This is a genomic window from Enterococcus sp. AZ079, assembly GCF_050547255.1.
Taxonomy (GTDB): Bacteria; Bacillota; Bacilli; order Lactobacillales; family Enterococcaceae; genus Enterococcus_D; species Enterococcus_D casseliflavus.
The window spans coordinates 1,875,622-1,887,859 of sequence record NZ_CP172955.1; the positions used below are offsets into that span (position 1 = coordinate 1,875,622).

Sequence of the window (12,238 nt, forward strand, 5' to 3'; positions counted from 1 at the left end):
GATTAGCCTAACGTACAAACTTGCACCTACCTAGACAGTCTCGCGGGAAACGACTCTTACATCAAACTCTTCAATTCGACGTCTGGGTACTTATCTGCGAACCAACGCATTGCAAATTGATTTTCAAATAAGAACAATGGCTGGTCGAAACGGTCTTTCGCTAAAATGTTACGGCTTGAGCTCATACGCTCATCCAAGTCTTTCGGATCGATCCAACGGGCGATCTTGTGGCCCATTGGGGTCATAATGACTTCGGCATTGTACTCATTCATCATGCGGTATTGGAAAACTTCAAATTGCAGTTGCCCGACAGCACCGATGATATACTCATCACTAAGATACGTCTTGTACAACTGGATGGCTCCTTCTTGGACCAACTGATAGATTCCTTTGTGGAAAGATTTTTGTTTCATCACATTTTTTGCAGTGACTTTCATAAAGAGTTCCGGAGTAAATGATGGTAGCTCTTCGTAAGCAACTTTTAGTTTTCCTTCATAGATCGTATCGCCAATTTGGTAATTTCCCGTATCATAAACCCCGATGATATCTCCAGCGACTGCTTCTTCAATATTTTCTCGGGTATCTGCCATAAATTGTGTCACATTGCTGAGTTTCATTTTTTTGCCAGTACGCTCAAGTGTCACGTCCATGCCTCGTTCAAAGGTTCCTGAACAAATACGGACAAAGGCGATCCGGTCACGATGGGCAGGGTTCATATTTGCTTGGATCTTGAACACAAACCCAGACATTTCTGGTTCATATGGACTGACTTCATCACCAGCCAAAGTTTTGTGACCGTAAGGCGCTGGTGCAAAGGACAAGAAGGTTTCCAAAAAGGTCTGCACACCGAAATTCGTAAGGGCGGAACCAAAGAACACGGGCGTTTGATCGCCTCGTGCGATTTTTTCTGTATCAAAGGCATCGCCAGCTTCTTGCAGTAATTCTACTTCTTCTAAAACTTGTTGGAACAACCCGTCTTCGGCAAATGGATGATCTGCAGGAAATTGACCATTTTCATCTAGGGCAACTAAACGTTCCCCACCGTGATTGTCTGGACGATAAAATTCGACCCGTTGGTTATGGATATCATACAGTCCTTCTAAGCCTTTCCCCATGCCGATCGGCCAATTCATTGGAAATGATTCGATCTCTAAAAGATCTTCTAGTTCTTCTAATAATTCTAATGGTTCGCGGCCATCACGGTCGAGTTTATTGATAAAGGTAAAGATCGGAATACCGCGTTTTTTAACGACCTGGAAGAGTTTTTTCGTTTGCGCTTCGATCCCTTTTGCGCTATCGATCACCATGACCGCACTATCCACCGCCATCAAGGTACGGTAGGTATCTTCAGAAAAGTCCTCATGCCCAGGGGTATCTAAAATATTGACCCGTTTGCCTTGGTAATCAAACTGCATAACGGAACTGGTCACGGAGATCCCCCGTTGTTTTTCAATTTCCATCCAGTCGGACTTTGCGAAATTCCCAGTCTTTTTCCCTTTGACCGTACCAGCTTGGCGAATCGCGCCACCGAATAATAATAATTGTTCTGTAATGGTTGTTTTCCCCGCATCCGGGTGGGAAATAATCGCAAAGGTACGGCGACTATCTACTTGTTGTTTTAATTTTGGATTATCCATTGATTCTATTGCTCCATTTCTTGTATTTACAATGCGAACAGTGACCATTTTAGACTGTCGCTAGTTTTCTGACCAAATCAGTATATCATGGATAAGGGTGATAAAAAAGCAAAAAAAGACAAGAAACCCCTTTGACTACTCTCTTTTACAGAGTTAGGCAAAGGGCGTTCCTTCCATTTGATGGAAATAAATTAAAATGCTGGCAGTAAGGTATCGCTATGGTCGTTTTCTAAAAATTCGCGAACTTTATCGCTAGTCATGGCACGGCGCAAGACGGCGATTTTTTCAGAATCTTGATTGTCTTCTCGAGCAACCAATGAGATAGCAAAGCGATCATCGATCGTTTTTTCTAAGAAAAGGGCATCGGCTGGTTTCAAACCGATTTTCGCAATATAGGTTGGGTAGTTGTATACCAAGGATACATTCGGCTCATCATAGGCTTCCGCAAGATTCAGTAAATCAACAGATAACCATTCAAAATTTTTCGGATTTTCGGTAACGTCTTTAAGTGTTCCATTGACACCAACGCCTTCTTTAAGAGTGATCAACCCTTCTTCTGCTAAAATCGCTAACGCTCGACCTTCGTTAGACACATCATTCGGCAATGCAACTTTTGTTCCTTCTGGAATATCATTGATATCCGTATACTCTTTGGAATAAAAACCGACTTTTGCGTTGTAGATTTTATCTAATGCCACTAGGTTTGCATCTTTTTCTTCATTATACATTTGCATATATGGTTCATGTTGCGCAAAGTTGGCATCGACCTCGTCATTATTCAGCAGCTCATTGTACTGGATATTGTCATTGACTTGGACCAACTGGATTTCCCAGCCATCTTCCACTGCTTCCGCTGCAACTTTTACGACATCGGTCATTGGTGTCGTTTGCGAAGCGACTTTGATGATTTTCTCTTCGCTCGCCTCATCAGAGCTGGAACCGCAAGCTCCCAATACACCTAATGCCAATACACTCAATCCTAAAACAAATCCTTTTTTCACTTTCATTCCTCCTATTTTCGTTTATCAAGTTTTCTTGCTGCCTGATTGCCAATCCCTTGCAGGATAAAGACCAAAAGAATCATGATGATAATTGCAAAATACATGACGCCATATTCATAGCGTTGATAGCCATAGCGGATCGCAAAATCGCCGATACCACCACCGCCGACGATCCCCATCACTGTTGAATAAGAAACCATGCTGACTGCTGTCGTCGTTAAAGATAAAATCAAGCCGCTTCTAGCTTCCACCAGTAAAAACGACCAAACGTATTGCCATTGACTGACACCAAGGGATTTCGCCAAATAAGAAACTTCTTCGGGGACATCCAGCAATACTTGCTCCGTCAAACGAGCAAAAATACTCATAGCAACGATGCTCAAAGGGAAACTGGCGGGAATTGGTCCAAATGAGCTACCTAAAAGCATTCGCGTCAGTGGAATCAAGGCTACGACAAATAATAGAAACGGAAATGAGCGGATAATCGTCACAACGAGATTCAAACCCTCATAAAGAAATGAGATTTTTTTCCCACGACTGCGGCTAAGAAAGAGCCAGACACCTAGCGGTAGTCCTAAGACAATGGCTGCGAGCATCGAAATCCCCATCATGATCGCTGTTTCTTTCAAAGACTGAAGTAATTCAGGTAAATAATACAAAATACTCTCACTGATCGTCATGCAGCAAACTCCTCTCCACTTTGTCCACATAAGAGCTTTCTTTGCGGACAATTGGCTGCGGATGATTGACAAATTCCGCCGCAAAGACGGTATCTTCCAATACAAACACACGTTGACAAATTTGTCTGACTGCGGTTAGCTCATGACTAACGAAAATGACTGCTGGCTGAAACGTCTGTTGAACTTTTTGCAGTAAAGCAAGTACATCGGCTTTCGTATCTTCATCCAGCGCACTAGTGGGTTCGTCACACAGCAAGATTTTCGGCTCACGGATCAACGCCCGTGCGATAGCTACTCGTTGTTTCTCCCCACCGCTCAACTTGGCTGGATAACTGTCGGCTTTGTCTTCCATCCCAACAAATGAAAGCATCTCCAACACCTTCTCCGATGATTTCCCCATTAACTTCAAGGGCAAATAGACATTTTCAAAAACGGTTCGATTGTGTAGCAGATTGTAATTTTGAAAAATCATGCCGATTTCCTGCTGCGCATGTAGCAGTTGCTTTTTGTTTAAGGGATCGATTCGTTTCCCGTCAAAGAGCAGCTCCCCACTGTCAGGTGTCTCAATTAAGTTCAAAAGCCGAAGCAACGTTGATTTCCCCGAGCCGCTTTTGCCGACGACCCCAACAATTTCCCCCGGCTGAACAGCAAAAGAAAGACCATCTAGGACGCTTCGATCGTAACGCTTTGTGATGTTGATGGCTTCTAGCATCTTTTTTCCTCCTAATCAAACAGCAACGCAAGAAATTCAGCGTTAGTCATCTGATGGATAAATTGCTCGATGGCAATATCCTTTAGCAAGCGGCTAATGGTGTTTTGTTCAAAATCAATACCTCGTAGCATCGCTTCAAGTTCACTGATCTCTTTTTGTCCAAAAAAATCACCGGTAATTTGAATCGCTGCAATCTTGCCTTTGTTGACAGTAAAATCGACTTCAACGATCCCAACCTGCGCAAACCGCTTTCTTTTTTGCCATTCAAAAGCAGGCGCTTCATTAAAAATCCACTCATTGTTCGCGTAACGTTCTTCAAACAACGTTTGGATCGCTTGGCGATCCGCATCCGTCAAGACGATCTCTTGCTCACTGATTTCATCAATCGATTCTACTTCATAGATATGGCAAAGGAGTGTATCTCGAAATGCCTTGGTATCCATTGATTGGTATTGTTCTGCCAAATACGGTTTAATATTCGTCACACTTTTCCGTACGGATTTCGTTGCTTTAGAGGCAATTTTTTCTTGGGCAACGTGTAGAACTTTTGTTAATTCTTCTAGATCCACATCATACATCAATGTGCCATGAGAATACGTTCGGCCTTTTTTTGTATACATCGCATTGCCAGAAAACTTTTTCCCATCAATGAACAGATCATTGCGGCCATGTACTTCAACCTTCTTGGCTCCCATTGCCGCTAAACCTTTCATGATCGGTTGTGTTGCACTTTGGTAGTCACCAAAACTCGTGGCATCTTTTTTAGTGACAAAACTAAAGCTCATGTTGCCTAGATCATCATACACCGCTCCACCGCCAGATGTCCTGCGAGTCAACACGATATTGCGACTCCTTAAATAGTCAAAATCAATCTCTTGATACGCATTTTGATTTCTGCCGATTATAACACATGGTTTTTGTATGTATAACAGAAGACAAGGTTCTGAAACATCTACGTTATTCATTAAATACTCTTCAGTTGCCAAATTGTAACGGATATCCTCACTAAGCATACGGTAAAATTTCATTTCAAGCCCCTCGTTCTTATTAGATTTCTATGGATATTCTCGCTTTTCTTACGGAAAATTGCAATCAAACTGCTTAACGATAAGATACACTTGTTTTTTTATCTGTTTTTAAACTGTATTATTGATTAGATTTATCGTAACCGTTTCTTACAAACAAATCAAGGGGAATAAGTAAAAAAAAGGAACAAAAAAGACCAAAGCAGTTGCCTTGGTCTTTCTCATTTCATTCATGCGGAACTTTAACGGCGAGGCTCATCTTCCTCAAAATCTTTGCGGAAATAGCGGCGTTCTTCTTCTGGTTCCACTTCGCCTTCTTCTGGATCATGGAAGATTACACGGATCTTCAAGACACGTGATCCTTCCATTTCTTCAGAAATCAATTTCACGTTATCGACTTCAAAGGAAAGTTTCTCTCCTTCATCTGGAATCATTCCTAAAGCAGTGATCAAGTAGCCTGCCATCGTATCGACGTCGCTCATATGCAAGCTCATATTGAAAGCTTCATTGAAATCATCGATCAGCATCCGACCTTGGATCACGTATTCTTTATCAGAGATTTTTTCATAAAGCTCTTCGACCTCATCGGATTCATCATCGATCTCACCGACGATTTCTTCAAGCAAGTCTTCTAACGTAACTAACCCAACGACTCCGCCGTATTCATCAAGCAAGATCGCCATTTGGTTTTGGGTTTTCTTTAATTCATAAAGCAAATCATCGATAAAGACTGTTTCTGGAACAAACAATGGTTCTTGCAAGATCTGCTTGATGTCCATTGTTTCAAAACCGTATTTGTAGGCACATTTCAAAAGGTTTTTGGTATGCAAAATCCCAACGACTTTGTCTTTATCTTCATTATATACAGGAATACGAGAATAATTTTCTGCTAAAATTTCAGTCAAAATTTCTTCTACTGAGTCATTGATATCCACCATAAAGGCAGAGGTTCGAGGAACCATGACTTCACGGGCGACTTTCGTATCTAATGAAAAGATCCCTTGCAGCATCTCTAATTCATCTTCTTCAAAGACCCCTTCTGTTTCCAACATATACCGCATTTCATCACGGGTCATCTTTGTGTCTTCATCGTCAAATTCCATTGGAGTGATCCGCGCCAATAAGCTTGTTGAAGCAGATAAGAACCAGACGAAGGGCTTTGCAATAATCCCGATCGTTCGAATCACACCAGAAGTGAACTGGGCAACTTCTTCTGATTTGTTCATGGCGATACGTTTTGGATACAACTCACCGAAAACGATCGACACATAGGTCAAGATCGCTAAAACGATAATGTTCGCTAAGCTTTTAGCCGCCGTTCCTCCACCTAATAAAGGTGCCAGACGGGTCGACAAGGTATCTGCCAGAGATGCCCCAGATAAGATATTCACCAAGGTAATCCCAACTTGGATCGTTGACAAGAAATTTGTTGGATTATCAATGATTTTCAATAATTTTTGTGATTTGACATTTCCTTCTTCCGCTTTTTGCTCCACACGGTTTTTGTTGACTGAGACGACTGCGATCTCAGAGGCCGCTAGAAAAGCGTTGATCAATGTCAAAACGATCAATAATAAAATTTGCGCTAGAAGCGACTGACTCTCGGGGTCAGCATTCATAATAGCATTCTCTCCTTATTTTTTCATATTCTAAAAAAAATCGTGGGCTTAGCCCACGATAAAATCCTATCACAAAGTTTTTTTCTTTGCAATAAAAAACACCAGTCATTGATTACTCGATCAACCGTTCTTGATTTTTCTTGATTTTGTCATCTTTGATCAGACGAACAATAAAGACCACGATCGTCCGACAAATTGCGTAAAACGGTACTCCTAAGAAAATTCCCAGCAAACCTGCCAGATTTCCAGCGACCAATAAAACCAAGATGATCGTTAATGGATGGATCGCTAATGATTTTCCGATCACATTCGGGTAGATAACATTTCCATCTAATTGTTGGACGACTAGTACCACGACACAGCACAGCAATGCGCGGAACGGTTCATCAAAGACCGTTACTAAGACTGCTGGAATCAAGCCAAGATACGGACCTAAATAAGGAATCAAGTTTGTGACCCCTGCGATCACCCCAAAAAGAAAGGCATAGTTGACGCCGATCATCCAGTACCCAATAAACGTGAAGGTAGCGACAAAAATACATTCGATCGCTTGCCCACTGATGTAATTGGATAGTGTCTTGTTTAAATCACCTAGCAACCCAACAATCTGATCTCGTCTTCTTTCTGGAAAGACTGTTTTCAGATTAGGAACTAGCTTTTCTCCATCCTTCAACATATAGAAAAGGATGAATGGGACTGTAACGATGATCATCGTCGCGGAAGCAATCGTACTGACGATCGATCCTAAGCTAGTGGATAACCCACTAAGAAACTGCTGCAGCAAAGAACCATAAGAAAGATTTAGGTTTTCTAACTGCTGCGCGATATCGATTTGTTTGAAAAATGGATCATCTGCGATCCTTGAGATCCAGCTTTCCATATTTTTGGCAAATGTTGGAATATTTTCCGCCAATGAAGTAATCTGACTCACCAGATTAGGAATAACGCTGACGAAAATCAAGATGATTGCTGCTACTAATAACAATAGAACCAATATGACAGCAAACAGTCGTTTTATTTTTGTCGTTTTCATCAAAAATAGGACGATTGGATTTAGCAGATAATACAGAAAGCCAGCAATCAATACTGGTGCAAATAAAGTAGAAAAAAACGTGCCGATCGGTGCAAATAGAAAATTGACTTTACTTAACACAAACACGAGTGTCACTAAAACCAATGCTTCCAATGACCAAAAGAACAGTTTTGATTGTTTGAATTTGTCGAACAAAAGATTCCCTCCCTTTTTTATAACATTATAGTTGATTTTGTAAAAAAAAGCTTGCGACTTTAGCCGCAAAAAAAAGAAATTTGTAAAAAAAGTGGTATACTAATAAAAATAACGGAGAAATCATAGCTGAGGTGAGTTTTTTTTTATGCATATCGCACAAACAAAAGATACGCTAAGTGAGATCTATTTGGCGTCATTGAAAATACGAAATCAAGTGTTCGTAAAAGAGCAAGGGGTTCCATTAGCATTAGAAGTAGATGAAAATGAGGCATTGGCTGTTCATTTCGTCTTATATGACAATGACAATGAAGCAGTCGCAACCTTACGTTTTTTACCGATCTCTGATCATGAGGTGAAATTACAGCGAATGGCGGTGCCAGCTGCTCATCGAGGTTCAGGCTACGGCAGGCAGTTGATCGAGGGAGCGGAAGCATTCATTCAAAAACAAGGAATCAAAAAAGTCACGTTAGGGGCACAGTTAACTGCCAAAGAATTTTACTTGAAGTTAGGTTATCAGCCTGAAGGCGATGTCTTTTTAGACGCGGATATGCCCCATATCAAAATGAGCAAAACCTTTTAACGAGCAGTGATTACTTAAAACAGCGACCCCAAAACAGATCCTTTCTCTGTTTTGGGGTCGCTGCTTTTTATTCCTCTGCTTCAACGATCTCTTCAATCGCTGTCAGCAACGCTTGCGCCACCCTTTGATCATAGCCTTCACTTGTAATCACCGCTAAATCAGTGTCACTGTTCAAATAGCCTAACTCCAACAAAACTGCTGGAATATATTGCTCTCGTAAAACATAATAGTTACCAAAACGAGTGCCGTTGGAACTCAATGCCACTGAACTACTCAAACTGGAAGTGATCGTTTCTGCCATCTCTTTTGCCCCAGTATAGTAATAGTAAGTTGTCAGTCCTTGAATGCTATTTGTTAGCTCTGAATTATCGTAATGAATGCTGATAAATAGATCTGGTTCCTCCGAGAGTGAAGCTGCAGTAATTTCAGACAGCGCTAAATAGCGATCTTCGGTGCGTGTATAACTAACTTGAATTCCCGCTTGGGTCAGTACTTCGCCAATCGTTTGGACGGTGGCTAACGTCAAATCTTTTTCCATGATCGTTTGATCCGTTGACAGTGCCCCAGAATCTTCGCCGCCGTGCCCCGCATCAAGAACGACTTTAAAGTCTGACAATTTTTTTGGAGTCTCCGAAAGTGGAACTTCTTGGATGGATGCAGAATGCTTTTCAATGTAACCCGTTATTCCATCGTCTGTTTGGATTTCAACCATCTCTTCTGTTTGACTAAGTACGGTTGCCCAACTTCCACGGTGGATCTTCCCGATGACGGTCTCTTGACTTGTTGTCTGATAGATCGATACATAATCGTTCTCACTTTCAATCGCTGCATCGTATTCTGAGGGATCCACGTAAATTTGGACCATACTTGCCGTTTGTGCGACCTCTTCTGCTTGAGCGTCCGACTCGGTTTGAGCCGTGCTTTCTTGGGTCTCTTCTTGAACAAAATGATCATTTCTCAACACAGCAAAACCTGCCGCAAAAAGTAGAATCATGGTAGTACCGATAACAAGCTTCCCTTTTTTCTTCATTTGCTTCCCCCACTTTTTTCTTGGTCTTTCTATCATGGGACTAGCAGCTTAAACAGAACTTAAAGGCAACTGCTAGAAGCAACCCTCTCACAGCACAAAAAAACTTCAACCGAAATGGTTGAAGTTTCTCGGGAAAAATGAGCGATCCGACCCATTTCACTTATTTTTGAGACAACTGCTTGTAGCGATCATACCAAATGTCCACATACCCTTGCGAAAAGGGTCCTTTGCCATTATTGATCCAATCTACTAAAATTTTGACATTTTCTTTCAAGATAAAATCAATGTCTTGCGGATATTGCATAATCTTACTGTGCAATTCATACTCATCCACATCTAGTAAACGTTTCTCGCCATCAGGAAATACTTTGATATCAAGGTCATAATCGATATATTTCAATGCCTCTTCATCAAGTAAATACGGTGAAGCAAGATTACAATAATAGGAAACCCCCTTTTCTCGAATCATTGCAATAACATTAAACCAGTATTTTTTATGAAAATATACAATTGCTGGTTCACGGGTAACCCAGCGTCTTCCATCTGATTCGGTCACTAATGTATGATCGTTGACCCCTATCACTGAGAATTCACTGGTCTTTAAGACCATCGTATCCCGCCACGTTCGATGCAAATTGCCGTCATGTTTGTAGCTTTGAATGCTGACAAACTCTCCTTCTTTTGGAACTCGCATAGCAACCCTTCCCTCAGCAAGAAAACTTGCGTTTTGTTTGGGTGTTCATTACACCGACATCGTTAATATTATAGCAATAAAAGAAAGCTTTGCCTAGAAATCTTTATCGAGTTTCTGATATTTCTTTAATTGATCCACCAATTTCTGCTGGGGTTTTGGGAAAACATAGTTTTGAAAGGATTCTTTTGCTGCCCATTCGCTGTCTTGTAACGTGAGCTCTCCACGTTTTCTGCCGTAAAATAAAAGGACGTGCCATTTCAAATGACTAAAGATATGAGTGATTTCGCCAAAATGTCGTTTTTGCCAAACGACAGGTAGATCAGGAAAAATCTCGAGTGCATCATCTTCGGCAATCAAATCCAACTGCAGCTGCTCCTCTTTTGCCCATGTTCGCTGCAGAGCCTCGTACTGTTCTTTCGTCACTTCTACCAAAGGAAAATGCCACATAGAAGCCAATAAGCCTGTTTCAGGTCGCTGCACGAGTAAAAACGAGCCTTGATCTTCGATGGCGCCTGCAATGTAATAGACATCTTTGGGCTTTGCTTTTTTCGATTTCACTGGAAAGTCTGTTTGTCGATTCTCCGCATAAGCAAGACAATACTGACTGATGGGACACTCTTCACATTTCGGTGTGGTGGGTGTACAGATTCGTGAGCCAAGATCCATCAAGGCTTGATTAAACTCACCAGGTTCATCGGGGGAAATGATCGTTCTCATCGCCTCGTCAAATGGTCTTCGGCTGCTGGCTTTCGCAATATCTGCTTCGATACAAAATAACCGACTGACGACACGCATCACATTTCCATCGATTGCCGGTTCTGGCAAGCCAAAAGCAATACTGCCAATGGCTCCAGCTGTGTAGGGACCAATTCCTTTTAATGAGCGAATCTCTTCAATTGATCGGGGCATTTCTCCGTCGAATTCGGCAACGATTTGCTGGGCGGCAGCCTTAAGGTTACGGGCACGAGAGTAATAACCTAAACCTTCCCAAACCTTTAAAAGCTTTTGTTCTTCGGCTGCCGCCAAGTCTTGGATCGTCGGGAATTGTTCCATAAAACGATAGAAATAGCCAATCACTGTTTCCACTCGTGTTTGTTGAAGCATGATCTCTGAGATCCAGATTGCATACGGATCGTTGGTCGCCCGCCAAGGCAGATTGCGTTTTTCTTTATGATACCAAGTTAAAAATGTTTCTTGGAACGTCTTGATTTTTTCTTCATCCCAAGTTTCCCATTGCTTACTCATCCATTACTTCCTCATCTAAGAATCGTTGTATATCATCGATGGCAAACCCTTTTTGATAAAGGCCTTGCTTGATTTTCATTTTTCGTTTCATCAACGGTAATCGCTGATGCCGCCGCATAAGGCGAGCACCTTCTCTTTGGAGCGCTTCATTTTCTTGGTCCTCATCTTTTTCCATTGGTAATTCATCCAAAATCATTTGAATGACTCCTTGATGAAAACCTTTTTGCATCAAATGCATTTTTATCTTTTGGATCATTTCCTTATGGCTTTTGTTGTGAAAACGACGCCTCGCTTTTTCAGCCGTATGATAACCGACTTCAAACTGCATTTCCTCGGTATACAAAGGCAATACTTCCTGAATCACGGGATCTTTTAATCCTTTTTTTCTCAATTGCTGACTGATGACCACGGGTCCTTTGTCACTCATGCGGACTTGGGTGCGAATGTAGCTCTCTCCATAGTTTTTGTCATCGATCAAATTCAGCTCTTTCAGACGTTCAACGACTAAGTCTCGGTCTTGTTTTTCGATTTCTTTGTCTTTCAAATAGGTACGGACTTCCATTTCAGAACGCAGCTGATAGCTAATATAGTTCATGGCTTGCTGCAATCCTAAATCAAACCCCGCACTTTTTTTGATTTCTTTTAATTCTTCTTCACTCAGTTCCTTGCCTTTTAATAGCCGAAAACGGACCAAAAGATCTTCTGAGACCCGCAGCGTTTCACCTTCTGATGTCGCCACTTCATAAAATGGTCCTTTTCCTTTACTGATACGAATAATTGTATTCAT

At 41.6% G+C, this 12,238-nt stretch carries 12 protein-coding genes; 1 reads left to right on the forward strand and 11 read right to left on the reverse strand.

Translation table 11 applies throughout. The features are described 5' to 3' along the window. Nucleotides 1–56 precede the first annotated feature (56 nt). From IGJ15_RS09020 to IGJ15_RS09050, 7 genes are all read right to left on the reverse strand, one after another. A complete protein-coding gene (locus IGJ15_RS09020; protein WP_005225872.1) occupies nucleotides 57–1,637 on the reverse strand; it encodes a peptide chain release factor 3 in 1,581 nt (526 codons plus the stop codon). A gap of 191 nt (nucleotides 1,638–1,828) precedes the next feature. Then, nucleotides 1,829–2,644, reverse strand: coding sequence for a MetQ/NlpA family ABC transporter substrate-binding protein (locus IGJ15_RS09025; RefSeq protein WP_118214900.1), 816 nt, complete (start codon nucleotides 2,642–2,644; stop codon nucleotides 1,829–1,831). Nucleotides 2,645–2,649: 5 nt separating this feature from the next. After that, nucleotides 2,650–3,318 carry a methionine ABC transporter permease gene (locus IGJ15_RS09030; RefSeq protein ID WP_010748069.1) on the reverse strand — a complete coding sequence of 223 codons (669 nt, stop codon included), beginning with the start codon at nucleotides 3,316–3,318 and terminating at the stop codon, nucleotides 2,650–2,652. Continuing rightward, nucleotides 3,305–4,030 carry a methionine ABC transporter ATP-binding protein gene (locus IGJ15_RS09035; RefSeq protein WP_010748068.1) on the reverse strand — a complete coding sequence of 242 codons (726 nt, stop codon included), beginning with the start codon at nucleotides 4,028–4,030 and terminating at the stop codon, nucleotides 3,305–3,307. The genes IGJ15_RS09030 and IGJ15_RS09035 overlap by 14 nt, the downstream gene beginning before the upstream one ends. Before the next feature lie 11 nt (nucleotides 4,031–4,041). Further along, the gene (locus tag IGJ15_RS09040) at nucleotides 4,042–5,058 is read right to left on the reverse strand and encodes a lipoate--protein ligase (protein ID WP_010748067.1); all 1,017 of its coding nucleotides are present in this window, start codon (nucleotides 5,056–5,058) and stop codon (nucleotides 4,042–4,044) included. Between the two features lie 239 nt (nucleotides 5,059–5,297). Next, nucleotides 5,298–6,674 (reverse strand): hemolysin family protein, encoded by a 1,377-nt coding sequence (locus tag IGJ15_RS09045; RefSeq protein WP_005225867.1) that lies wholly within the window; start codon nucleotides 6,672–6,674, stop codon nucleotides 5,298–5,300. A 112-nt stretch (nucleotides 6,675–6,786) separates the two neighbouring features. Continuing rightward, nucleotides 6,787–7,902 carry an AI-2E family transporter gene (locus tag IGJ15_RS09050; RefSeq protein ID WP_010748066.1) on the reverse strand — a complete coding sequence of 372 codons (1,116 nt, stop codon included), beginning with the start codon at nucleotides 7,900–7,902 and terminating at the stop codon, nucleotides 6,787–6,789. 145 nt (nucleotides 7,903–8,047) lie between these two features. On the opposite strand from IGJ15_RS09050, the gene IGJ15_RS09055 reads away from it, so the two are divergent. Further along, nucleotides 8,048–8,482: a GNAT family N-acetyltransferase gene (locus IGJ15_RS09055; protein WP_010748065.1), complete on the forward strand. Its 435-nt coding sequence runs from the start codon at nucleotides 8,048–8,050 to the stop codon at nucleotides 8,480–8,482. Nucleotides 8,483–8,549: 67 nt separating this feature from the next. Here IGJ15_RS09055 and IGJ15_RS09060 read toward each other — a convergent pair whose 3' ends face one another. The 4 genes from IGJ15_RS09060 to recX all read right to left on the reverse strand — a co-directional run bounded on the left by IGJ15_RS09060 (nucleotide 8,550) and on the right by recX (nucleotide 12,238). Continuing rightward, a complete protein-coding gene (locus tag IGJ15_RS09060; RefSeq protein WP_010748064.1) occupies nucleotides 8,550–9,512 on the reverse strand; it encodes an N-acetylmuramoyl-L-alanine amidase in 963 nt (320 codons plus the stop codon). Between the two features lie 160 nt (nucleotides 9,513–9,672). Continuing rightward, nucleotides 9,673–10,206 carry a nucleoside tri-diphosphate phosphatase gene (gene ntdP, locus IGJ15_RS09065; RefSeq protein ID WP_005225863.1) on the reverse strand — a complete coding sequence of 178 codons (534 nt, stop codon included), beginning with the start codon at nucleotides 10,204–10,206 and terminating at the stop codon, nucleotides 9,673–9,675. A gap of 93 nt (nucleotides 10,207–10,299) precedes the next feature. Continuing rightward, complete coding sequence (mutY, locus tag IGJ15_RS09070; RefSeq protein ID WP_010748063.1) at nucleotides 10,300–11,451, reverse strand: A/G-specific adenine glycosylase; 1,152 nt, start codon at nucleotides 11,449–11,451, stop codon at nucleotides 10,300–10,302. Beyond that, entirely contained in the window at nucleotides 11,444–12,238 is a 795-nt protein-coding gene (gene recX / locus IGJ15_RS09075; protein ID WP_010748062.1) for a recombination regulator RecX, read from the reverse strand. Before recX ends, mutY begins: the two co-directional genes overlap by 8 nt.

Excerpts from the sequence above, each read along its gene's own strand:
- IGJ15_RS09020 (WP_005225872.1), bottom strand. The coding sequence starts at position 1,637 with ATGGATAATCCAAAATTAAAACAACAAGTAGATAGTCGCCGTACCTTT.
- IGJ15_RS09025 (WP_118214900.1), bottom strand. The coding sequence starts at position 2,644 with ATGAAAGTGAAAAAAGGATTTGTTTTAGGATTGAGTGTATTGGCATTA.
- IGJ15_RS09030 (WP_010748069.1), bottom strand. The coding sequence starts at position 3,318 with ATGACGATCAGTGAGAGTATTTTGTATTATTTACCTGAATTACTTCAG.
- IGJ15_RS09035 (WP_010748068.1), bottom strand. The coding sequence starts at position 4,030 with ATGCTAGAAGCCATCAACATCACAAAGCGTTACGATCGAAGCGTCCTA.
- IGJ15_RS09040 (WP_010748067.1), bottom strand. The coding sequence starts at position 5,058 with ATGAAATTTTACCGTATGCTTAGTGAGGATATCCGTTACAATTTGGCA.
- IGJ15_RS09045 (WP_005225867.1), bottom strand. The coding sequence starts at position 6,674 with ATGAATGCTGACCCCGAGAGTCAGTCGCTTCTAGCGCAAATTTTATTA.
- IGJ15_RS09055 (WP_010748065.1), top strand. The coding sequence starts at position 8,048 with ATGCATATCGCACAAACAAAAGATACGCTAAGTGAGATCTATTTGGCG.
- IGJ15_RS09060 (WP_010748064.1), bottom strand. The coding sequence starts at position 9,512 with ATGAAGAAAAAAGGGAAGCTTGTTATCGGTACTACCATGATTCTACTT.
- ntdP (WP_005225863.1), bottom strand. The coding sequence starts at position 10,206 with ATGCGAGTTCCAAAAGAAGGAGAGTTTGTCAGCATTCAAAGCTACAAA.
- mutY (WP_010748063.1), bottom strand. The coding sequence starts at position 11,451 with ATGAGTAAGCAATGGGAAACTTGGGATGAAGAAAAAATCAAGACGTTC.
- recX (WP_010748062.1), bottom strand. The coding sequence starts at position 12,238 with ATGAATACAATTATTCGTATCAGTAAAGGAAAAGGACCATTTTATGAA.